This is a genomic window from Chromobacterium sp. FG22 (assembly GCF_057809415.1).
The window spans coordinates 112104-135020 of sequence record NZ_JBMDJX010000004.1; the positions used below are offsets into that span (position 1 = coordinate 112104).

Below are 22917 nucleotides of genomic sequence, written 5' to 3' on the forward strand. Positions count from 1 at the left end.
CGGCTATGTTTGATAAAACTGAAAGACGATATTAATTGACCGGTAATTAGCCCAAAAAAATGACAATAAGTTAAATTAACGCCGTTCAACATGCAAACGGCGCCGGCGGCTCAGCTGCTTTGTATCCAGTACTCGACAATGCGGCCATCCGCCACCCGGTAGCAGGCGCTGCCGATCTGGCGCAGCGGCTCGCCGCTGGGCGGGCGGCCGTCCAGGCCGGCCAGGTCATGTCCCAACTGGGTCCAGCGCGCGTAAGCCTTGTCTCCGTCCACCAGCAATTCGTCCACCCTCAGTTCAAAGGCCCCGTAGTCGCGCAGGAAGTCCCGCACATGGGCGGCGTAGTCGGCCGGGCTGCGCTCCAGCGTATGCGGCGACTCCGCCACCAATTGATGCGCCAATACCTTGGGCGCCAGATAATCGCCGGCCGCGTCCGGATTGCGTCCGGAACGCACCTCCTTCAAAAACCCCGTCACTACCGCTCTGGTATCCTGCATCTTCGTTTCTCCTCGATTCGACATCACGGTCAATGAAACACCCGTCGGTTCCGCGCGCAATCCACCGGATTGGCGCACTGCCGCCCTCCGTTCGACGCCGCGCACCTCGCCCGCTCCAGCGCCTCGGTTTCATCGCGCAACGCCCGCCGCGTGTGGGCTTGCATGCCCTGCCACCACAAACGGCCCAGCCGCCCCCAGAATCGACTCCACGCCCCCCAGGCTCCCAATGCCATGATGCGCTCCAATTGTTCTGCTATTGATCACGCAAGCATGCTAATCTACATGCGCATACAATAAAATCCGTGAAATATCCACACACTGTTCTGAAATGAAAACAAACCACCCTCCCTCTCCGGATGCTCTGCTGGCCTTCGACGCGCTGGCCCGCCACGGCAGTTTCACCGCGGCAGCCGACGCGCTCGGCTGCGCCAAAAGCCGCGTCAGCCAATTGGTCAAGCAACTGGAGCTGGAGCTGGGCGCGGTGCTGGTGCTGCGCAATACCCGGCGCGTGGCGCTGACCGAGGCCGGCCAGCGGCTGGCCGTGCACGCGCGCCAGCTGCGCGAGATGCTGGACCGGGTGCGCGGCGACGTCGGCAATGTGCAGGATTGCGTGGAAGGGCCGCTGGTGATCAGCTCCGCGTCCGCCTTCGCCCAGTTCCTGCTGGTCCCCATCCTGTCCGAGCTGTCCAATCAGTACCCGGGGCTGGAGATGCAGCTGCAAGTGGAGAACCGGCTGCAAGACCCGGTGGCGGAAGGGCTGGATTTTTGCGTGCGCACGCGCAATGTCTACGACGATGGACTGGTGGCCAAACCGCTGGGCTTCATGCGCGAAACCGTCTACGCCTCGCCCGGCTACCTGGCCCAGGCACCCAGGCTGGAACACCCGGAAGACCTGTGCCTGCACCGCGTGCTCTACGATTCCAGCAAGGCGCCCAGCGAGGCGGTGGAATGGGCGCTGGAGAAGGACGGCGTCTATGTGCGCATGCCGGTGCGGCCGGTGCTCAGCTGCAATCAGTATTCGCCGCTGGTGTCCGGCGCGGTGGCCGGCTGCGGACTGGCGCTGCTGCCCCACTACGTGGCCAGCAGCTTTCTCGCCACCGGCCAGTTGGTGCCGGTGCTGCCGGGCTGGAGCCACGATTGCTGGCCGGCCTTCCTGGTCTACCCTTACCGTCACCCGCTGCCGCGCAAGAACGAGATCTTCGTCCAGCACGTGGTGCCGCGGCTGCGCGCGCTGCTGGCGGCGGAACCGCAAACGGCTTGATCCAGGCCAAGACGCGCGGCGCCTCCCCTGGGCTATGCTGGCGCGCGACCCGGCGCTCGGCGAAAGGCGCGGGCAAACGATTGGAAAGGGATTTATGCAATACAGCGATATTCTCATCGTCGGCGGCGGCATGGTGGGCTCGGCGCTGGCCGCCGCGCTGTCCGGCCACGGCCTGAGCATTGCGGTGCTGGAGCAAGCGCCGCCCGCCCCGTTCGACGCGGCCCAGCCGCCAGATCTGCGGGTTTCGGCGATCAGTCCGGCCTCGGCTCGCTTTCTGGCCGGCATCGGCGCCTGGGACGCGGTGCTGGCGATGCGCGCGGCCCCCTATCTGCGCATGCAGGTGTGGGAGGGCGAAGAAGCCGACGGCACGCTGTTCACCGCCGAGGAGGCCGGCGAGGCCGCGCTCGGCCACATCGTGGAAAACCGGGTGGTGCAACTGGCCGCCACCCAGGCCCTGCGCCAATGCGCCGACGTCGACTATCTGGCCCCGGCCGCCATCCGCCGCATCGTCTACCAGCCCTTCGCCTCCCGCGTGGAGCTGGAAGACGGCCGTCAACTGAGCGCCCGCTTGCTGATCGCCGCCGACGGCGCGCGCTCGTCGGTGCGCGACGCCGCCGGCATCGGCGTCACCAGTTGGGACTATCCCATGCACGCGCTGGTGGCTTGCTGCGAGCAAGAGCAAACGCAGCAGGACATCACCTGGCAACGCTTCACCCCCACCGGCCCGCAAGCCTTTTTGCCGCTGACCGGCGAATACGGCTCGCTGGTCTGGTATCACCGTCCGCCGGACGTCCAGCGGCTGCTGGCGCTGGACGAGGCCGAGCTGGCCGCGGCCTTTCACGCCGCCTTCCCCCGCAAGCTGGGCGCGATCCGCCGCATCGTGGCCAAGGGCAGCTTCGCGCTGACTCGCCGCCACGCGCAGCGCTACGTCAAGGACGGCGTGGCCCTGGTGGGCGACGCCGCCCACACCATCCACCCCTTGGCCGGCCAGGGCGTGAACCTGGGCTTCCAGGACGCGGCCAAGCTGGCCGAGGTGATACGGGAAGCCGCGGCCCAAGGCCACGACTTCGCCAGCGCCGACACGCTGCAGCGCTACCAGCGCGCGCGCAAGCCGGCCAACCTGGCGATGCAGACCGCGATGGACGCGTTCTGCTACGGCTTCGCCAACGATATCGCGCCGCTGCGGCTGGCGCGCCGCCTGGGCATGCGCCTGGCCGACCGCGCCGGCCCGCTGAAACGCGAAGCGATACGCTACGCGCTGGGCTTGAAAGGCGGCTGACGCCCGGCGGCGTCTCCTTGAGCGGCCGGCGTCATCGCCCCTTGGCGGCTATGCTGAAGCGTCTGGCCCTCATCAGCGCCGCCGTCGCGGCGGGCCGGCCATCGCTCAAGGAGGCCATTCCATGAAACGTCTGACATTGCTGGCGGCGCTGCTTTACGCGCTCGGCGCCCTTTCCTCCCCCGCCTGGTCCTTCTCGCCTGCCCACGGGCCGCTGCTCAGCCAGGCTGGCGGTGGCGGTGGCGGTGGCGGTGGCGGTGGCGGTGGCGGTGGACACGAGGGCGGCGGCGGAGGTTCCGGCGGCGGCGGACATGAGGGAGGCGGCGCCGGCGGTGGCTCCGGAGGCGGCGGCAACCATGATGGCGGCCCACAGGGCGGCGGTCATGCTCCCGGCAACGCCAACGGCGGCCCGCAACACGGCGCGGCCCCCGGCAACGCGCCTTCCGGCGCGCCCCATGGGGAACCGCCGGGAGACCGCCGCGCGGCGCCGGGCGCCGACGATGCGGCCGCTCAGGGACAGGCTCCGGCCGGCAACGGCCAATAAACAAGCACAGGAAAGCCAACAGGCCGCATCCGAGGATGCGGCCTGTTTGCTGTCAGCGCGCCGTCATGCCTGATTTGGAACAGGCCCTCAAACCGCCTCCACATTGTTGTGGACTTCGCTGTCGCGCAAGACCACCTGCGCCCACACCGCGGCGTCCATATAGTACTGATTGACCAATTCCACCTCGAAATCCAGCACCTTGGCCAAGGCTTCGATCTGCTCGGTGTCGCCCTGCTCGCAGGCCAGCGCCATCGCCAGGAAGGGCGCGAACATGCCGCGGCGCTCCACCACCGCCTCGCGCACCGGCGAGGCCAGCTCCAGCGGGTCCAGCACATCGGGAAACGGCACCCCGAGCAAAACGTCCAGCATGGAGAACATGCCGGTGAGGAACAGATGTTCGGCCTCCACCCGGTTGCCGCGATAGCTGCCCATGCGCTCCAGCAGGCGGGCGCGGATCAGCGACTTTTCCAGCAGCGACACCGCGGTGCCGTCGTCCTTGCGCGCGGTGAACAACAGCATGGACAACCACTTGAACAAGGTTTCCCGGCCCAGCAGCAGCAGGGTTTCCTCTATGGTCTGCACCTTGCGCGACAAACCGTGCACCGGCGAATTCATGAAACGCAGCAGTTTGAACAGCAGCACCGAGTCCAGCTTGAACTGGGTCTCGATCTCGGCGGCTTCGGCATTGGCGCGCAACATGCGCATGATTTGCAGCACCCGGGTCTGGCTGGCGTCCACCTTGCCGCCCTCCAGCGCGCGCACGGTGGCGATGAAGGGGCCGTGGAACAAGGCGAAACGATTATGCCCCGGCCCGCGCAGACAGACGTCCAGATCCTCGGCGGTGCCGACGTTGCGCGCCATCCAGCGCACAGTGGGATAACGCTTGGGCAGTTGATCCAGAATGGGCTCCAGCACCTTGCCGGACGGCGCGTCGAAGTCCAGGATCATGAAGTCCATGCGGCTGAACAAATCGTTCTGCAGGTGCGCCGGCAGGCTGCCCGGATCGTAGCCGGCCGGCTCCAGCGCAAAGCGCATCGCTTTTTGCTTGAGCGCGTCCAGCTGCCGGATCATCTCCTCGGACACCGAACCGGTCTGCGACGGCTCCAGCACGAAGATCACGCTGCTGGCCGGCATATTCGACAGCATAGGCTCGTCCAGGGTGTCGATGGAGATATGGACAAAGGCGCGGCGGAAAGCCAGCAAGCGGAAGATGTCCATATTCTGCAGCGTGCTGAGCATCAGCCTGTCGAACTCTTGCTGCTTGCCGGCGGCGATATTGCGCTTGCCCTGGCGCACGAAGAAATCGTAAGCCACCACCCTTTGCAGCCTGTCCATCACCGGCTGGTGCGAAACAAAGCCCAGGGTGGGCGGCAAATCCAGCGGCGGCGCGTTTTCCAGCTGCCGGCTGGCCGGCGAGTCGTGCGCCAGCTCGGTGAACGGCGCGGGCACGACCTGTTCGTCGCTGGAGGAGTCCGAAGATTTCTTCATACGGCCGGTCAGGCCGCTGATCAGATTTTTCAGCATGTTCCATCCTACCGGATATGCCGGCGTCGTCCCGGCTTACGGTTTACAGTCTAGCCGATTCGGCCGGCAATTCTGGGAGTATCTACCGAAACATCGCCGCATTGCGCGCGATGGCGCAAGGCGTGGTCGATCAACACCAGCGCCAGCATCGCCTCGGCGATCGGCGTGGCGCGGATGCCGACGCAAGGATCGTGGCGGCCGTGGGTTTCCATGGTCAGCGGCTGGCCCTGCTTGTCTATGGAGCGGCGCGGCTGGGCGATGGAGGACGTCGGCTTGATGGCGATGGACACTTCGATCTCCTGGCCGGTGGAAATGCCGCCGAGCACGCCGCCGGCGTGATTGCTGGCGAAGCCCTGCGGCGTCAGTTCATCGCCGTGCTCGCTGCCGCGCTGGGTCACGCAGCCGAAGCCGGCGCCGATCTCCACGCCCTTGACCGCGTTGATGCTCATCATCGCGTGGGCGATGTCGGCGTCCAGCCGGTCGAACACCGGCTCGCCCCAGCCCACCGGCACGTTTTCAGCCACCACCCGCAGCCGCGCGCCGATGGAGTCCAGGCTCTTGCGCACGCTGTCCATATAGCTTTCCAGCTGCGGCACCACCTCGGGATCGGCGGCGAAGAAGGGGTTGCCGGACACATGCTCCCAGCCCTTGAACGGGATGGCGATTTCGCCGATCTGGCTCATGTGGCCGCGGATGACGATGCCGTAGCGCTGATGCAGCCATTTCTTGGCGATGGCGCCGGCGGCCACCCGCACCGCGGTCTCGCGGGCGGAGGAACGGCCGCCGCCGCGCGGATCGCGGATGCCGTACTTATGCCAATAGCAGTAATCCGCATGGCCGGGACGGAAGGTGTCGGCGATATTGCCGTAGTCCTTGCTGCGCTGATCGGTGTTGCGGATCAGCAGCGCGATCGGCGTGCCGGTGGTCTTGCCCTCGTACACGCCGGACAGGATTTCCACCGCGTCCGGCTCGCGGCGCTGGGTGACGTGGCGGCTGGTGCCGGGCTTGCGCCGGTCCAGCTCCGCCTGGATGTCGGCTTCGCTGATCTCCAGCCCCGGCGGGCAGCCGTCCACCACGCAGCCAATGGCCGGGCCGTGGCTTTCGCCGAAGGAAGTCACCGTGAACAACAACCCCATGGTATTGCCTGACATCTTCACTGTCCTTTGTATGCGGAATCCTTGGCGAAGATTCTAGCACGAGCCGTCGGCCTACCAGCCGGCCGCCGTCGCCATGCGGCGGCGAAACCAGCCGGTGATGGACAAACGCTGCCGGCCGGCCGGCAACACCTCGTGCCAGAAGCGGTCGGACAAAAACAGCGCCAGGGTGCCGGCCTCCGGCCGGACGTCGACATGGCGCTCGCCGTCCTCGTCCAGATAAAGCCGCATCTCGCCGCCGGCGTCGGCCGGCCAGTCGTCGTTCAGGTAGAGCACCGCGGTCAGCGCGCGCGCGTCGTCGTCGCGGAAGCGGTCCAGGTGTTTTTTATAGAAAGCGCCCTGCGGATACACGGCGAAGTGGGACTCCAAGTCCTCCAGCCCCATGTAGAAGGCCTGGTTGACCGCCTGGCGGACGGCGTCCAGCTTGGAGAAATACAAGGATGCGGCGGAATCGGCATTGTCCGGCTCCAGCCACAGCACCGAGTCGGAACGGATTTCGCTGCGGCGGTTTTGCTGCGCGGCGCGCCCGACGGCGGCTTCATGGAACTTGCCCTGCTGCCAGTGGACGAGGCATTCCTCGCGCAGCAGGCGGATGTCTTCGGCAGAGAACAGGCTGCGGTCTACGACCCAGCCCTGTTCGGCAAGGTTGTCGATAACGGGCCCTAGCAAATAGGGCGAAACTTCAAAGTCTTGTGTCATGGTTCATTCTCCCAGGCGCGATTTCTACCACAGCCGCGCGCCAAGGAAAATGTCATTTATCAGTAATTTTCGCTGACCTGATCATACTCACCATGCAGCCATGCCAATACCAGCGGGAAATGGTCCCGGATGGCATCAGGATGGGTCAATAATGACACATGGTTGTAATCGTGCAGATGGCCGACGCGCCGGGACAGCAGGCGCAGCCGCGACAGGTGCGGGCCGGATTCGTCGCGGAAGCGGCGCACGTCCTCCGGATGGCCGCGGCAGGGATCGTTGCCGGCGGCGAAGTACAGGGCCGGCGGCAAACGGGCGCCTTGGGCGGCGGCGCCGTAATCGAAGCCGTCGTCGCTGTCCACCCAGGGCTTGGGCTGCGCCCACAGCTTGCTTTGCAGATGGCTCTTGTCGCTCTCGTCGTCCGCCCCCAGCCGGATACGCCGCGCCGGCAGATAGCCGAACAGGCGGATCAAAACCCGCGAGGCGATATTCCACATGAAATCCACCTCCACCAGCTTGTTCAGATTGCGCACCCGCACGCTGCGCTTGCTGCCGAAGTAAACCAGGCTGGCCACTTGCTCAGCCAGCTCGGGAAAGCGGATCAGGCAGCTGGACATATGCACGCCGCCCCAGGAATGAGCCATCCAATGCAGCGGCGCGCCGTTCTTGAGTTCGCGGATGTGGCGATGCAGCGCCGGCAAATCCTCGCAGATGGTCTCGGTCTGCCCGTGGCGCGAGGCGCGGCTGATCTTGGGCAGGCTGCGGCCGCGGCCCCGCAGATCGGCGACGAACACATCGTAGCCGGCCTCGGCCAGGTAATGAGCCAGCCCTCGGCCGGAATTGCTGTAAAAAGTGCGGCCGTTGGCCATCACCCCGTGCAACAACAGCACCGGCGGACCGTCCTCGCGGCAATAAATGCGTTTCAGATACAGCTGCTCGCCGCCCACCGCGACAAAGCGGTCCTGCTGGCGCTTTTCCATGCCTTCTCCTCGTATCGGCGTCTGCTTCGTCGTCTGCGCGACAATTCAAACAAGCGCTTGATCATGACAAAAAAGCCGCCAAAGAGAAAGCCCGCCCTGCGTCAGAACCTGTTCAAAGCCTCTCGAGCCAGAGCGAGACAAGGCGGACACGGCTGAAGAAGCGGAATGTACGGGTGGTAATGAGCATTCTGAAGACGTTTTCAACGCCGTATCGCCGAAGCGCAGCAGACTTTGAACAGGTTCTCAGGTCTTCAAGGCCGAAGCCTGCCACACGCCGCCGCCCCGGGCCTGCCGCAAGGCCTCGCCGCGCAGCGCCAGCCACCAGGCCAGCGCGCACAAGCTCGCCATCGCCGCGAATAAAGTCCCGCCGGACGCGCGGGCCAGCATCCAGCCGGCCAGCATCGGCCCCAGCGCTCCGCCCAGACTGGCCAGATTCTGCGCGCCGTAGTAGACGCCCTTGCAGTCCTCCGGCGCGATCGCGTCTATGTACAGGTATTCGGCCGGCACCAGCACGATCTCGCCCACGGTGAACACCAGCATCGCCGCGCACATGCCCAGCAGCCCGCCGGGGACCCAGCCCAAGCCCAAGGTGCCCAGCCCCAGCAGCAGAAAGCCGGCGCCGATGGCTTTCATCAAGCCGGCGTCGCCTATCCGCCGGCCCAGCGGGTATTGCAGCAAGATCACGCCGACCGCGTTGCAGCTGATCAGCGCCGACATCCAGCGCAACACCTCGGCCTCCGGCAAACTCTGCATCAGATACAGGGGCAGATAGCTGGAAAAACGCGCGTACACCAGGTTGGCCAAGGCGCAACTCAGGGTGAACAAGACCAGCACCCGGTCTTGCCGCAAACGGCCCAGCGTCGCCAAAAAGCCCGGCGCCGGCGCGCCGGCCTCCCGGCTGGGCGCGCAAGGGCCGCGCGGCGTCGCCGCTCCGCCGGCCGCGGCCAGCGCGATCGCGCACCAGAACGGCCAGTTCCCGTCCCAAGCCAACAGCAGGCTGCACAGCAAGGGCCCCAGCGCCCAGCCGACGTTGGCCAGGGTGTAACGCAGGGAAAAGGCTTTGCCGCGCCGCTCCGGCGGCAGCAAATCGCTGATCATGGCCTTGATCGCGATGCTGTGCACCGCCTGGCCGATCTCGCTGAGCGCCAGCGCCAGCGCGCTCCACCACAGCTGCTGGCTCAGCGGCAGCACCAGATAGTTCAACGCGATCAAGGCCGCCGCGCCCAGCAACACCGGCCGCCGCGGCCAACGATCCAGCAAATGGCCGCCGTACAAGCCCATCAAGGCGGACAGCAGCAAGACGCCGCCCAGCAGCAGGCCGGTCTGCTCGCCGCTCAAGCTCAGTTGCCGTCCCAGGGTCAGCACCAGCAGCGGCGCGATCACCGCCCGGCTCATCGTCAACAACCAGGAGCCGGCCAGCAGCCAACGCACCTGGATTTCTTTTTCGCCAATCATGCCAAGGCCTATGCAAACAGGAAGTGCCCCCAGTATCCTGCTAAAAGCGGAATGTAAAAATGGATGCGAACCAAACAAATTGCTTCCGCTTTTAGCCTAGCTCTCAACCGGAAACGAGCATGAAGCTGGAACGACAATATCAGGCGCTGCACCAGGCCTACGCCGGCCGGCAGCCCGCCCAGCCGGGGCTGGCCGAGCTGTGCGCGCTGTGGGACTGCAGCGAGCGCAACGCCCGGCTGCAGCTGGCCAAGATGCGCGAGCGCGGCTGGCTGGTCTGGGAGCCGGGCCGGGGGCGCGGCCGCAAATCGCGGCTAAGCCTGCTCTGCCCGCCGGAACAGCTGGAATGGCAGCGTCTGCAGCGCTTGCTGCGCGACGGCAAGCTGGAGCAGGCCTTCGCCCAATTGCCGCCGCAGCGGCGCGAACAATTGCTGAGCGCGCTGCCGCAATACCTGGGCAGCGCCGCGCAAGGCCGCTGCCTGCGCATCCCGATACCGCATGCGCCGCTGAGCCTGGACCCGGTCACCGTCAGCGGCCGGCTGGAATCCCATCTGGTCCGGCAGATATTCGACCGGCTATGCCGTTTCGACCGCGCGCTGCAAAGCCTGCAGGGCGGCCTGGCCCATCACTGGGAAAGCGACGCCGCGGCCAGGCGCTGGCGCTTCTGGCTGCGCCCCGGCCTGCAATTCCACGACGGCTCGCCCTTGCAGGCCGACGCCGCGGCCGCCAGCCTGCTGCGACTGCGCGAATCCGACAATCCTTATCAGCGGCAATACCGCCACCTGAGCGCGGTCGAGGTCCACGATCCGCTGTCCTTCAGCTGTCGCTTGGACGACGGAGATTTTCTATGGCCGCAGCGGCTGGCCACCGCCAACAGCTCCATCGTTCCCTTGCGGCGCGGCGCCGACTTCGAACGCCTGCCGGTGGGCAGCGGTCCGTTCCGGGCGCTGCGCCACAGCGAGCAGCGGCTGAGCCTGGCCGCCTTCGCCGCCCATTACCGCGAGCGGGCGCTGCTGGACGAGATCGAGCTGTGGTTCATTCCCGCCGGCGACGACGGCCAGGACTTCCACCTGCGCCTGGATTACGCCAACGACGACGCCAACGGCACGCTGCAATCGGCCTGCACCTATTTGCTGCTGAACCCGGCCTTGCCGGACAGCGAGCGCGCTCCGCTGATGCGCTGGCTGGCCGAGCCCGCGCTGGTCCAGGTCAACGACGTTCTGCAGACGCCGGCCGCCGGCCTGCTGCCGGGCTGGCGCCACCCCTTGCCGCGGGCCGAGCGCCGCCCCCGGCTGGACCGCGCCCGCCTGCGCCTGTTCCATTACGACCTGCCCTGCTTTCCGCCGCTGGCCGCCGCCATCCGCCAGCGCCTGGCCGCCCTGTCCATCGACCTGGAGATCCACGCCCTCAGCCGGCGCGCCTTTTTTCACGATCAGGACTGGTGGCGGCAGGCCGATCTGATGTTGTGCAGCGAGGTCTTGCACGACGATCGCGACTACAGCTGCCACGAATGGCTGGGCACCCGGCAACCGTTGCAGCGCGGCCTGGGCGCGGCGGCGCAGGCGCGGCTGAACGCGCAATTGCGGGACATCCAGCGCCAGCCGGACACCCAACAGCGGATGGCCGGTTACGCCGCCATCGGCGACTGGCTGTGCGCCGAGGGCTGGGTGCTGCCGCTATCGCATGAGCGCCAGGGCCATCAAGCCAGCCCGCAACTGGCCGGCCTGCAAATGAGCGAAAACGGCTGGACCGATTTCGCCGGCCTATGGCTGAGACCTGTCCAATCGGACTGATGCGCGCGCGTCCCGCCACATTCCGCCCGCGCCGGGGCTTGAGAATCCGCGCGGCGTCCCTATATCGACAACAGGGCCCGTTTTACATCTAATCCATTGATCTAAAAGGAGAGTAAGATGAACATCCTGCCTTCCCGCGGCAATGTTAGCCTGTTTGACGAACTGTTCCGCGACTTCAGCCCCGGCTTTTTCATCAAGCCGCTGCACGGCGATCCCCTGCCCAGCCAGATCAAGATCGACGTGAGGGAATCCGAAACCCAGTTCACTGTTCACGCGGAAATCCCCGGCGTCGGCAAGGAGGATATCCATGTGGAAGTGGACGGCCCGCTGGTCACCATCAAGGCGGAAGTGCGCCAGACGGACAGCGAGCGCAAGGACGAACGCCTGCTGCGCACCGAGCGGTTTTACGGCGCGGTGTCGCGCAGCTTCCAGCTGCCGGCCGAGATCGAACGCAACGCGGCCAGCGCCAAGTATGAAAATGGCGTGCTCAGCCTGACGCTGCCGAAGAAACAAGGCGGACAGGGCGGGCAACGGCTGCGCGTAGAATAAGCCGCGCCGGGCAACCCAAGCCGCCATGAAAAAAGCCCCGGTTTGAAACCGGGGCTTTGTTTTGAGCGGCGCGAGACGGCTCAGGCTTCCAAAATCTTGGACACGATCTCGTACACGTCCTTGGACAGCGTTTGCCCGGCCAGGCGCTGCAATTGCTCGCGCATCAGCGCCTGACGCGCCGGCTCCAGCTTCTTCAGCCGGCGGAAGGCGTTGACGATGCGGCTGGCCACCTGCGGATTGATCGCGTCCAGCGCCAGCACCTGATCGGCGAGGAAGCGATAGCCGCTGCCGTCGGCGGCGTGGAACAAGGCCATATTGGCGCCGAAGGTGCCGATCAGCGCGCGCGCCTTATTGGGGTTCTTCAAGGTGAAGGCCGGATGCTGCATCGCCGCCTGCACATGCTCCAGCGTGCCCGGCAGCTGGCTGCTGGCCACCAGCATGAAGAACTTGTCCATCACCAGCGCGTCGCCCTGCCAGCGGGCGGCGAAGGCGGTGAAGCAATCGTCGCGCTCGGCGCCGTCGCGATCGCGCAAGGCCAGCATCGCGCCCATCTGGTCGGTCATATTGTCCGCCTCCTGGCACTGCTTGGAGGCGGCCTCCGCCGGCCAGGCGTCGTCCAGGCGGTTCAGCATGGCCAGCGCGCGGTTCTTCAGATCGCGCTTGCCGGCGTCCTGCGGCTTGTAATCGCGGGTCTGGCTCAGCTCGTACGCCTCGCGCCACTCGCCGCGCAGCGCCTGCGCCAGCTCGTCCAGCACGAAATCGCGCACCTGATGGATGCTCGCCGGATCGGCCGCCTCCACCATCTCCAGGATTTCCGCCTCGGAAGGCAGAGCCAGCATCAAGGCCTTGAACGCCGGATCGGCGACATGGTCCTTGAGCACCGCGCGGAAGGCGGCGACGAAGGTTTCCGGCAACTTCAGCTCGCCGCCAGCGGCCAGCGTCGTCAACAGCTGCTTGAACAGGCGCTCGGCCAAGGTCTGGCCGGCCTCCCAGCGGCTGAAGCTGTCGCTGTCGTTGGCCATCAGGAAAGCCAGTTGGTCGTCGCGCCAATCGAAATCCAGCTTCACCGGCGCGGAGAAGCCGCGCAGCAGCGAAGGCACCGGCTCGGCCGGCACGTCGACGAAGGTGAAGCTCTGCTCCGCCGCCTTGACGTCCAGCACCCGGGTGCCGCCCTGCGCCTCGGCCTCGCCTTCCAGCCGCAGCGGCAGGTCGGCGCCGTCCGCGCCCACCAGACCCAGGGCCAGCGGGATGTGGAAGGGCTGCTTCTGCTCCTGGCCCGGGGTGGCCGGGCAGGATTGGCGCACGTTCAGGGTGTAACTGCGCGCCACGCTGTCGTAACGGCCGCTGACGCTGAGCACCGGGGTGCCGGCCTGGCTGTACCACAGGCCGAACTGGCCCAGGTCCACGTCGTTGGCGTCGGCCATCGCCGCGCGGAAGTCGTCGCAGGTCACCGCCTGGCCGTCATGGCGTTTGAAATACAGGTCCATGCCCTTGCGGAAGCCGGCTTCGCCCAGCAAGGTGTGATACATGCGCACTACTTCCGCGCCTTTTTCATACACCGTCATGGTGTAGAAATTATTCATCTCGATATAGCTGTCCGGGCGGATGGGATGGGAGGTGGGGCCCGCGTCCTCCGGGAACTGATGAGCGCGCAGGCCCTTGACGTCCTCGATGCGCTTGACCGCGCGGCTGCTCATGTCGGCGCCGAACTCCTGGTCGCGGAACACGGTCAGGCCTTCCTTCAGCGACAGCTGGAACCAGTCGCGGCAGGTGACGCGGTTGCCGGTCCAGTTGTGGAAGTATTCATGGCCGATCACCCGCTCCACGCCCTGGAAGTCGGCGTCGGTGGCGGTGTCCTTGCGCGCCAGCACGTACTTGGTGTTGAAGACGTTGAGGCCCTTGTTCTCCATCGCGCCCATATTGAAGTCGCCGACGGCGACGATCATATAGATGTCCAGATCGTATTCCAGGCCGAAGCGCTGCTCGTCCCACTTCATCGAGTGCTTCAGGGACTCCATCGCGTGCTGGGTCTTGTCCTGATCGGCCGGTTCGGTCCAGATCTCCAGCGCCACTTCGCGGCCGCGCATGGTGACGAACTTGTCCTTCAACGCCGTCAGCTTGCCGGCCACCAAGGCGAACAGATAAGACGGCTTCTTGTACGGGTCCACCCACTTCACCCAGTGGCGCTTCTTGTCCACCATGCCCTCGCCCACCTTGTTGCCGTTGGAGAGCAGCACCGGGAATTTGTGCTTGTCCGCCATGATGGTGGTGGTGAACTTGGCCATCACGTCGGGACGGTCCAGGTAATAGGTGATTTTGCGGAAGCCTTCCGGCTCGCATTGGGTGAACAGATTGCCGTTGGACGCGTACAAGCCCATCAGACTGGTGTTGGCCGCCGGATCGATCTCGGTTTCCACTTCCAGGATGAAGCTGTCCGGCACGCCGCGCACGGTCAGTTGATCGTTGGCCAGCACGTAGCCGCCTTCGCCCAGGCGTTCGCCGTCCAGCGTCACCGCCACCAATGCGGCGCTGCCGTCCAGCACCAGATCGTCCTGGCGCGCGGCCTTGTCGTTGCGGGTCACCACCAGGCGCGCGTGCACGCGGGTGGCGTCGTCTTCGATGTCGAAGCTCAGATCGACGCGGTCGATCAGAAAAGCGGGGGCTGCGTAGTCGTTGCGGTACTTGACTTGCGGCTGTTGAGCCATGTCTACGTCTCCTTCGATGCCGGCTGCGCCGGTCTTGGCTGGAGGGGGACGACGCCGGGCAGCGGCGCCGACCCGATGAATATTAGCGGCGCAGCCACTGCGCGCCGCCGTCCTGCAACAGCAGGCGGCAGGCGTCGGCAGGAGCGGCTTGCAGCTCCACTTGCGCGCTGATCAGTTCGTCGCGGCGGAACCAGTGCAGTTTCAGCTTATCGCCGGGCTGGTAGCGCGCCAGCGCCTTGTCCAGGTCCACCGCCTTGAGCTTGTCTATGGCCACGATCACGTCGCCGCCGGACAGGCCGGCGCCTTGCGCCGCGCCGCCGTCGTAGACATTGAGCACGCGCACGCCCTGGGTCTCGGCCACGGCCTTGACCCCCAGGCTGGCCGGCGCAGGCTTGCCGCTCAGCGCCAGACCGCCGCGGTCGCCGGCGTTGGCCGCCGGCTCGAAGCGCAGCTCCACGCCCTGGGCCGCCAACAGTTCGGCCAGCGGCAGGGACTCAACGCCGCGCAGCGCGCGATCGAAAAAGGCCTTGAGGTCCAGGCCGGTGACGGCCTGCGCCTGGCTTTCCCACTCGTCCTCGGCCAGGCCCTTGCCGTCGTCCAGCCATTTGCGCCACAGCGCGCGCATCACGTCGTCCAGCGACTGACGGCCCTGGCTGTCGCGGCGTATGGTCAGGTCCAGCGCCAGCGCGGCCAGCGCGCCCTTGGTGTAATAGCTGACGATGCTGTTGGGGCTGTTTTCGTCTTGCCGGTAGTACTTGGTCCACGCTTCGAAGCTGGATTGCTCCAGCGTCTGCTTCAAGCGACCGGCGCCGCGCTCGACGCCGCTGATGGTTTCCGCCAACAGGCCCAGATAGCGCTTCTCGTCTATCAGGCCGCAACGCACCAGGCTCAAGTCGTCGTAATAGGAAGTGATGCCCTCGAAGGCCCACAGCAGACGGGTATAGCCTTCCTGGTTCAGATCGTAGGGCGTGAACGCCGCCGGCTTCATCCGCTTGACGTTCCAGCTGTGGAAATATTCGTGGCTGATCAGGCCCAGCAGCTTCAGATAGCCGTCGCCGATCTCCTCGACGCCCTGCTGCGGCAAGTCGTCGCGGTTGGCCACCAGCGCGGTGGAGGCGCGATGCTCCAGGCCGCCGTAGATGTCCTTGCCGACGAAAAGCATGAATACGTAGCGCTCGAAGGGCGCCGGCTCGCCGAACAGCTTGATCTGGTATTCGCAGATTTTCTTGGCGTCGCGCGCCAGGCGCTTGAGGTCGGCGCGGGAGCGGCCGGAGACGACGAATTCGTGCGGCACGCCGCAGGCTTTGAAGCTGACGCGTTCGAAAGCGCCCAGTTCCACCGGATGGTCGATCAACTCGTCGTAAGAGGCGGCCTGATAGCCGCCGAAGCCGGTTTTCTTGTCCGCGCCGCGCGCCGGCAAGCTGGTCGCCACCTTCCAATCGGCGTAGGCCTTGCCTTCCGGCGGCAGGATCTCCACCTCGCAAGCCTCGTTCTCGTAGCCGTCCGCCGCCAGGAACACGCTGCTGCCGTTATAGAAGCCGCGCTGCGCGTCCAGATAAGCGCCGCGCACCGACAGATCAAACGCATAAACTTTATAGCGTAGAACCAACGAGCCCTTGACTGGCGCGGCTTGCCAACTGTTTTTTGTCAGCTGGACCAGCCGCACCGCTTTTCCCGCGGATTCTGCGCGAATTTCCACAATATGTTTGGAGAACTCCCGGATCATGTAACTGCCGGGAATCCACGCCGGCAATGAGAAAATCTGGCCATTCTTGGCGGGCCGGGAAACGGTCAGGACGACCTCGAAAAGATGCGCCTCCGGGGCGCTCGGACATAGGGTGTAGCGGACGGAAACGGTCATGATCTGCCTGCAATCGTTGCAAAACCTTCTGATTTTAGCACTTGCCGCGGGTAAACGCTGCGTTTTATGACATCTTGATCCAGGTCAAGAAGGCTGGGCCGCCAGACAATACAATCTCGGTCAGTAGCAACAGTATTTGCAAGAACTGTCACGCTCGCTTGAGACATAAATAAAGACAAATGGGAAAGCGACATCCCCCGGCCGTCCAAACTGGCCCGATATGGGTAATTGATTTAGAATGCCGGGTTAACTAAATGGGGAAATTGCGCTGTCGCAATACGGGATGAACTGCTAATACAGACATCAGTACCGCTGCGATCTGGGTCAAGCGCTTGATTTTAATAAAAGTCGTTTTCCCTGCGGCATCGTCTGGATACAGTCACATCGGTACAGATGGGGACAGTTTCCCGGACTTCAAGCCGCCGATTAGATATGTCACGTTCTGAGTTAGCAACCTTGGAGAAAACCCTAAATGGAAACGCAATCCACTTATAACTATAAGGTGGTGCGCCAATTTGCCATCATGACCGTCGTGTGGGGCATTGTCGGCATGTTGGTGGGCGTCATCATTGCGGCCCAACTGGTCTGGCCCGAATTGAACTTCGGCCCCTGGTTCCACTTTGGCCGCCTGCGTCCTCTGCACACCAATGCGGTCATCTTCGCCTTTGGCGGTTGCGGCCTGTTCGCCACCTCCTATTACGTGGTGCAGCGTACCTGTAACGTCCGGCTGATCTCCGACAAGCTCGCCGCCTTCACCTTCTGGGGCTGGCAGCTGGTGATCGTGCTGGCCGCCATCACCTTGCCGCTGGGCCTGACCACCAGCAAGGAATACGCCGAGCTGGAATGGCCGATCAAACTGCTGATCGCGGTGATCTGGGTTGTTTACGCCATCGTTTTCTTTGGCACCATCGCCATCCGCAAGGTCAAGCACATCTACGTGGCCAACTGGTTCTACGGCGCCTTCATCCTGGCCGTGGCCCTGCTGCACATCGTCAACTCCGCCTTCGTGCCGGTGTCGCTGTGGAAATCCTACTCCGCCTACTCCGGCGCCGTGGACGCCATGGTGCAATGGTGGTACGGCCACAACGCCGTGGGCTTCTTCCTGACCGCCGCCTTCCTGGGCATGATGTACTACTTCATCCCGAAACAGGCCGGCCGTCCGGTTTACTCCTACCGCCTGTCCGTGGTGCACTTCTGGGCGCTGATCTTCACCTATATGTGGGCCGGTCCTCACCACCTGCATTACACCAGCCTGCCTGACTGGACCCAGTCCGTAGGCATGGTGTTCTCCCTGGTGCTGCTGGCTCCGAGCTGGGGCGGCATGATCAACGGCATCATGACGCTGTCCGGCGCCTGGCATAAGCTGCGCACCGACCCGGTGCTGAAATTCCTGGTGGTTTCGCTGTCCTTCTACGGCATGTCCACCTTCGAAGGCCCGATGATGTCGATCAAGACCGTCAACGCCTTGTCCCACTACACCGACTGGACCATCGGCCACGTGCACTCCGGCGCGCTGGGCTGGGTGGGCTTCATCACCATCGGTTCCATGTACTACCTGATTCCGCGCCTGTTCGGCCGCGAATCCATGTTCAGCCTGAAGCTGGTTGAAGCCCATTTCTGGCTCGCCACCGTCGGCGTGGTGCTGTACATCGCCGCGCTGTGGATCTCCGGCGTGACCCAGGGCCTGATGTGGCGCGCGCTGAACCCGGACGGCACCCTGACCTACGCCTTCGTAGAGGCGGTCAAGGCCACCTATCCGTACCACTTCGTGCGTCTGCTCGGCGGCTTCCTGTACCTGCTCGGCATGTTCCTGATGGCCTACAACACCTTCCGCACCGTAACCGCGGGCCGTGCCGTAGACGCCAAGATCCCGGCCATCACCGCCCACGCTCATTGAGGCGCAAGGAAACATCATGGATAAGATACAAAAACTGATCGAAGAACACGTCGGCTATCTGATCGTGTTCACCCTGCTGGTCGTCAGCGTGGCCGGTCTGGTGGAAATTCTGCCGCTGGCCTTCCAGAAATCGACCACTCAGCCGGTGGCCGGCGTCAAGCCCTACACCGCCGTGCAGCTGGCCGGCCGCGACATCTACATCCGCGAAGGCTGCCATACCTGCCACACGCAGATGATCCGTCCGTTCCGCGCTGAAACCGAGCGCTATGGCCACTACTCCGTGGCCGGCGAATCGGTGTACGACCACCCCTTCCTGTGGGGCTCCAAGCGCACCGGTCCGGACCTGGCCCGCGTGGGCGCCCGTTACTCCGACGAATGGCACCGCGTGCACCTGATCAACCCGCGCGACGTGGTTCCCGAGTCCAATATGCCGGCCTTCCCGTGGCTGGCCAAGAATCTGGCCGACGCCGACATTGTGCCGACCAAGATGAAGGCGCTGCGCCTGGTGGGCGTTCCCTATACCGACAAGGACATCGCCGAGGCCAAGGCCCAGGTGGAGGGCAAGTCGGAAATGGACGTGCTGGTCGCTTACCTGCAAGGCCTGGGCCTTGCCTTGAAGAACGTTCGTTAAGCCATGGACTGGGTAACCATCGGACGCTCGCTGTTCACGGTAGTGTGCTTTGCATTCTTCATCGTGGTGCTGGGCATCGCCTACAGCAAGCGCTCCAAGAACCGGTATGAGGACGCGGCCAACCTGCCCTTCCTCGACGACGACAAGGTGCAGGAAGCGGAACAAGACCAAGCTTCCAACGGAGCAAGAAAATGAGTGATTTCGTGAGCGAATTCTGGAACATCTGGATCACCGCGATCGTGCTGGGCGGCCTCGTCTGGCTGACCTATCTGGTGTTTTCGCAATCCAAGATCAAGGTGCAAAAGGGCGAACAGGTGGAGATCACCGGCCACGTGTGGGACGGCGACCTCTCCGAGTACAACCACCCGCTGCCGCGCTGGTGGATGCTGATGTTCTACGTGACCCTGGCCTTCGCCGTGGTCTATCTGATCCTGTATCCCGGCCTCGGCACCTGGAAAGGCGTGTTCGGCTGGACCTCGGTAGACCAGTACAAGAAGGAACGCGCGCAGGCGGAAGCCAAGTATCAGCCGCTGTACGACCAGTTCCTGAAGCAGGACGTCAAGGCCGTGGCCGCGGATCCCAAGGCTCAGGAAATGGGCAAGCGCCTGTTCCAGACCTACTGCGTGCAATGCCACGGTTCCGACGCCCGCGGCGCCAAGGGCTTCCCCAACCTGACCGACAACAAGTGGCTGTGGGGCGGCGACATCAAGACCATCCACACCACCATCTCCGAAGGCCGTCACGGCCAGATGCCGGCCTGGGGCGCGGCGTTCGGCGAGGAAAAGGTCAAGGACGTGGCCAACTACGTGCTTTCCCTGTCCAAGCGCAAGCATGACGCGGAGCGCGCGGTGCGCGGCAAGGAAACCTTCGCCACGGTCTGTATCGCCTGCCACGGCGCGGACGGCAAGGGCAACCCGCAGCTGGGCGCGCCCAATCTGACCGACAACAACTGGCTGTACGGCGGCAGCGAGAAAACCATCATCGAAACCATCACCAACGGCCGCAACAACCAGATGCCGGCCTGGAAAGACTTCCTGGGTGAAGGCAAGGTGCATCTGTTGACCGCTTACGTCTGGGGCTTGTCCAACAACCCCAAAGCGCCGCAATAACCGGTGCCGACCTACTGCCCGCTCACGCGGGCAGTATTCTTTCGCGAGGATGTTATATGATTTCATATAACATCTCCGCTCCGACGCAGCCGCGCATTTCGCCAAGTCCATGCCGCGCATGGCTTTGGCCAAATCCGCAGAGAAGGAAACGCCCATGTCCGATTCGCTCAAGGAAATTCCGATCAAGGTCGAACCGCCGCGCCAGGCCGGCCAGCAGCCCGACGCCACCGAGACCGTTTCTCTGTACGAGTCGCATACCAAGATCTATCCGCGCGCCGTCAAAGGCCTGTTCAACAATCTGCGCGTGCTCTTCGTCATAGGCACCCAGCTGGTCTTTCTCGGCCTGCCCTGGCTGAGCTGGAACGGACGCCAGGCGCTGCATTTCGACCTGATCGAACGCAAATTCCACCTGTTCGGCCTCACCATCTGGCCGCAGGACTTCGTCTATCTGGCCGCGCTGCTGATGTGCTGCGCCTTCGCCCTGTTCACCTGGACCACCATCGCCGGCCGGCTGTGGTGCGGTTATTCCTGTCCGCAGACGGTCTACACCGAAATCATGCTGTGGATAGAGCAATGGGTGGAAGGCGACCGCAACAAGCGCATCAAGCTGGACAAGTCGCCGATGAGCTTGCGCAAATTCCGTCTCAAATTCGCCAAGCACGCCTTGATGATCCTGTTCTCGCTGTGGACCGGCTTCACCCTGGTGGGCTATTTCACGCCGATCCGCGATCTGGTGGCCGCCGCGCCGCGCTTCGACTACGGGCCCTGGGAAGCGTTCTGGATGTTCTTCTACGCCGGCTTCACCTATCTGCTGGCCAACTTCATGCGCGAGCAGGTCTGCAAATACATGTGCCCGTACGCGCGCTTCCAGAGCGTGATGTTCGACGCCGACACTCTGATCATTTCCTATGACGAAAAGCGCGGCGAGCCGCGCGGCGCGCGCAAGAAAGGCAGCGACCCGAAGGAACAGGGTCTGGGCGCCTGCATCAACTGCAGCATCTGCGTTCAAGTCTGCCCGGTGGGCATAGACATCCGCAACGGCCTGCAATACGAGTGCATAGGCTGCGCGGCCTGCATCGACGCCTGCGACGAGGTGATGGATAAAATGGCCTATCCGCGCGGCCTGATCCGTTACACCACGGAAAACGCGCTGGAGGGCAAATACCCGGAAAAGGCCATCGCCTCCCGGCTCAAGCGCCCGCGCGTGATACTGTATACGCTGGTGCTCAGCGTCGTCATCGCCACCTCCATCGGCTCCATGCTGATGCGCAAGCCCTTCAAGGTGGACGTGCTGCGCGACCGCGCCTCGCTGGTGCGCGAAACCGATGCCGGCTGGCTGGAAAACACCTATATCATTAAAATTATCAATACTACGGAACAGAATCAGCATTTCAGGATCACAGCATCGGGCTTGCCCGGCCTGAAAGTGCAGGCCGACCGCAAGGACATCGCCGTCGCGGCCACCGGCAACACCGACGTCACCGTCCACGTCCAGGCCGATCCGCAGTACGCGACCAAGGGCAGCCACGAGATCCGCTTCCTGATCGAGTCCATCAACAACCCTTCCCTGCAAGTGGAAGAGAAGTCCAGCTTCATCGGAGAGTAATACATGCAGCACACCCACCCTGCTCCGCGCCCCTGGTACCGCGAGCCCTGGCCCTGGATTCTGTTCGGCCTGCCGCTGATTTCCGTCATCGTCGGCGTGATGTTCCTCGCCACCGCGATCCGCACCGACGACGGCCTGGTCACCGACGACTATTACAAAAAGGGCAAGGCCATCAATATGGAGCTGCGCCGCGACAAGCAAGCCTTCAATATGGGCCTGAGCGCGCAGCTGATGGTGGGCTCGGATCAGCGCACGCTGCGGCTGATCACCACCAGCAAGGTGGCGCTGCCCGCCACCATCACCATGCGCATGGTGCATCCGGCTCAGGACGACTTCGACCAACAAGTGGATATGCGCCAAGCCGGCCCCAATCTCTACCAGGCCACGCTGCCGACGGTTCCGGTCAAGGCCAACCACTGGTACATCCTGCTGGAAGACCAGGCCAAGCAATGGCGGCTGCAGGGCGAGTGGAAGCCGGCTGAAGGCCAGACCGTCTCGCTGGGCCACCCCAACCTGGAGCCGGCGGACTGATGATGACGCGATGGTTCCGCGCCCTGTGCGCGCTGACTCTGGGCCTGGCCATGAGCGCCGCCCACGCCGGCGGCTTCGTGCCCGCCTACCTGACCGGCAATATCGCGCCGCAGCAGAGCGCGACGCTGTCCCAGGCCAAGGACGTGCTGGTCAAGGTTCGCCTGCTGGATCAAAGCCGTCAGGACGCGCCGCCGCAGCTGCTGGCCGAGCAAATCCTGGAAAAGCCGCGCAGCATCCCGGCGGACTTCTCCCTATGCTACGACAAGCAGGCGATCAAACCCGACGGCCGCTACGTGGTGGAAGGCCAGATCTTCGTTGACGGCGAACTGCGCTACAACAGCAGCCGCCAGACCGAGGTGCTGCGCGCCGGCGCCGACGAACACCCGCAGCTGAGGCTGGACACCGTCGGCGGCAATTAAACGCCGAAGCGCTCCGCCTCCCGGCCCTGCTTCCCGCAGGGCTTTTTCTTTGTCCGCCGCCGCCGGCGCCCGATCAAGTGTTGCTGTTTTGCCTCAGCGCCGGCGAGCCCGGCCCTCAGCCTCCCCTCCAAGGCCGGCAGCGCCGCAAACACGCTTAAGCCCTTCTCCCGCCGGGATTTTCGACAATAGCCCGAATGTGAAGCCTCACAGCACCCATGTCATTTTGCTTACAAATAAATATGACAAATAAAGACAGTTAGTGACGCATTTACTCTATAAACACTGATTGTATGGCAACAAATATTAAAAAATTTTCACATCCAAACATTTCCTAGTTATTATCAAAAATTGCCTACAAAATCCAAGGCAAGTAAAAACTACAACAACACCTCACTCGATCTTGCTCGTTCAAGTGGTGTCACTCAAGTCACACAA

At 64.2% G+C, this 22917-nt stretch carries 20 protein-coding genes; 12 read left to right on the forward strand and 8 right to left on the reverse strand.

Going from position 1 to position 22917, the window contains the following annotated elements:
- Positions 1 to 110: 110 nt before the first annotated feature.
- Entirely contained in the window at positions 111 to 494 is a 384-nt protein-coding gene (locus tag ACODSD_RS05575) for an ester cyclase (protein ID WP_235084320.1), read from the reverse strand.
- 328 nt (positions 495 to 822) lie between these two features.
- Here ACODSD_RS05575 and ACODSD_RS05580 point away from each other — a divergent pair, with 328 nt between their 5' ends.
- The 3 genes from ACODSD_RS05580 to ACODSD_RS05590 all read left to right on the forward strand — a co-directional run bounded on the left by ACODSD_RS05580 (position 823) and on the right by ACODSD_RS05590 (position 3575).
- Positions 823 to 1755: a LysR family transcriptional regulator gene (locus ACODSD_RS05580; RefSeq protein WP_253313828.1), complete on the forward strand. Its 933-nt coding sequence runs from the start codon at positions 823 to 825 to the stop codon at positions 1753 to 1755.
- Positions 1756 to 1849: 94 nt separating this feature from the next.
- Complete coding sequence (locus ACODSD_RS05585) at positions 1850 to 3034, forward strand: FAD-dependent monooxygenase (RefSeq protein WP_488876942.1); 1185 nt, start codon at positions 1850 to 1852, stop codon at positions 3032 to 3034.
- A gap of 121 nt (positions 3035 to 3155) precedes the next feature.
- Positions 3156 to 3575 carry a hypothetical protein gene (locus ACODSD_RS05590; RefSeq protein ID WP_488876943.1) on the forward strand — a complete coding sequence of 140 codons (420 nt, stop codon included), beginning with the start codon at positions 3156 to 3158 and terminating at the stop codon, positions 3573 to 3575.
- An 87-nt stretch (positions 3576 to 3662) separates the two neighbouring features.
- Here the strand turns inward: ACODSD_RS05590 and ACODSD_RS05595 are convergent, their stop codons facing one another.
- The 5 genes from ACODSD_RS05595 to ACODSD_RS05615 form a co-directional block, all read right to left on the reverse strand.
- A complete protein-coding gene (locus ACODSD_RS05595) occupies positions 3663 to 5099 on the reverse strand; it encodes an EAL and HDOD domain-containing protein (RefSeq protein ID WP_107798199.1) in 1437 nt (478 codons plus the stop codon).
- 50 nt (positions 5100 to 5149) lie between these two features.
- Entirely contained in the window at positions 5150 to 6250 is a 1101-nt protein-coding gene (gene aroC / locus ACODSD_RS05600) for a chorismate synthase (RefSeq protein ID WP_235084328.1), read from the reverse strand.
- Between the two features lie 57 nt (positions 6251 to 6307).
- Positions 6308 to 6952 carry a 2OG-Fe(II) oxygenase gene (locus ACODSD_RS05605; protein ID WP_227107001.1) on the reverse strand — a complete coding sequence of 215 codons (645 nt, stop codon included), beginning with the start codon at positions 6950 to 6952 and terminating at the stop codon, positions 6308 to 6310.
- A 59-nt stretch (positions 6953 to 7011) separates the two neighbouring features.
- Positions 7012 to 7929, reverse strand: a complete 918-nt coding sequence (locus tag ACODSD_RS05610) for an alpha/beta fold hydrolase (protein ID WP_488876944.1) — start codon at positions 7927 to 7929, stop codon at positions 7012 to 7014.
- 243 nt (positions 7930 to 8172) lie between these two features.
- On the reverse strand, positions 8173 to 9384 hold the full coding sequence (locus tag ACODSD_RS05615) for an MFS transporter (RefSeq protein WP_107798195.1): 1212 nt from the start codon (positions 9382 to 9384) through the stop codon (positions 8173 to 8175).
- A gap of 119 nt (positions 9385 to 9503) precedes the next feature.
- Here ACODSD_RS05615 and ACODSD_RS05620 point away from each other — a divergent pair, with 119 nt between their 5' ends.
- Positions 9504 to 11174, forward strand: a complete 1671-nt coding sequence (locus ACODSD_RS05620) for an SgrR family transcriptional regulator (protein ID WP_488876945.1) — start codon at positions 9504 to 9506, stop codon at positions 11172 to 11174.
- Between the two features lie 117 nt (positions 11175 to 11291).
- Positions 11292 to 11723: an Hsp20/alpha crystallin family protein gene (locus ACODSD_RS05625; RefSeq protein WP_107798193.1), complete on the forward strand. Its 432-nt coding sequence runs from the start codon at positions 11292 to 11294 to the stop codon at positions 11721 to 11723.
- An 80-nt stretch (positions 11724 to 11803) separates the two neighbouring features.
- Here the strand turns inward: ACODSD_RS05625 and pepN are convergent, their stop codons facing one another.
- Positions 11804 to 14428 carry an aminopeptidase N gene (gene pepN / locus ACODSD_RS05630; protein WP_488876946.1) on the reverse strand — a complete coding sequence of 875 codons (2625 nt, stop codon included), beginning with the start codon at positions 14426 to 14428 and terminating at the stop codon, positions 11804 to 11806.
- 82 nt (positions 14429 to 14510) lie between these two features.
- Positions 14511 to 16289, reverse strand: a complete 1779-nt coding sequence (locus ACODSD_RS05635; protein ID WP_488876947.1) for a M61 family metallopeptidase — start codon at positions 16287 to 16289, stop codon at positions 14511 to 14513.
- A 472-nt stretch (positions 16290 to 16761) separates the two neighbouring features.
- Here ACODSD_RS05635 and ccoN point away from each other — a divergent pair, with 472 nt between their 5' ends.
- The 7 genes from ccoN to ACODSD_RS05670 all read left to right on the forward strand — a co-directional run bounded on the left by ccoN (position 16762) and on the right by ACODSD_RS05670 (position 22482).
- Positions 16762 to 18186: a cytochrome-c oxidase, cbb3-type subunit I gene (gene ccoN, locus ACODSD_RS05640; protein ID WP_107798190.1), complete on the forward strand. Its 1425-nt coding sequence runs from the start codon at positions 16762 to 16764 to the stop codon at positions 18184 to 18186.
- Positions 18187 to 18202: 16 nt separating this feature from the next.
- Positions 18203 to 18817, forward strand: coding sequence for a cytochrome-c oxidase, cbb3-type subunit II (ccoO, locus tag ACODSD_RS05645; RefSeq protein ID WP_019102681.1), 615 nt, complete (start codon positions 18203 to 18205; stop codon positions 18815 to 18817).
- A 3-nt stretch (positions 18818 to 18820) separates the two neighbouring features.
- Positions 18821 to 19012, forward strand: coding sequence for a cbb3-type cytochrome oxidase subunit 3 (locus ACODSD_RS05650; RefSeq protein ID WP_048410958.1), 192 nt, complete (start codon positions 18821 to 18823; stop codon positions 19010 to 19012).
- Positions 19009 to 19926, forward strand: a complete 918-nt coding sequence (gene ccoP, locus ACODSD_RS05655) for a cytochrome-c oxidase, cbb3-type subunit III (protein ID WP_019102683.1) — start codon at positions 19009 to 19011, stop codon at positions 19924 to 19926. The genes ACODSD_RS05650 and ccoP overlap by 4 nt, the downstream gene beginning before the upstream one ends.
- Before the next feature lie 154 nt (positions 19927 to 20080).
- On the forward strand, positions 20081 to 21532 hold the full coding sequence (gene ccoG, locus ACODSD_RS05660) for a cytochrome c oxidase accessory protein CcoG (protein ID WP_488876948.1): 1452 nt from the start codon (positions 20081 to 20083) through the stop codon (positions 21530 to 21532).
- Between the two features lie 3 nt (positions 21533 to 21535).
- On the forward strand, positions 21536 to 22063 hold the full coding sequence (locus tag ACODSD_RS05665) for a FixH family protein (RefSeq protein ID WP_107798188.1): 528 nt from the start codon (positions 21536 to 21538) through the stop codon (positions 22061 to 22063).
- Positions 22063 to 22482, forward strand: coding sequence for a YbaY family lipoprotein (locus ACODSD_RS05670; protein WP_227106993.1), 420 nt, complete (start codon positions 22063 to 22065; stop codon positions 22480 to 22482). The genes ACODSD_RS05665 and ACODSD_RS05670 overlap by 1 nt, the downstream gene beginning before the upstream one ends.
- Positions 22483 to 22917 lie beyond the last annotated feature (435 nt).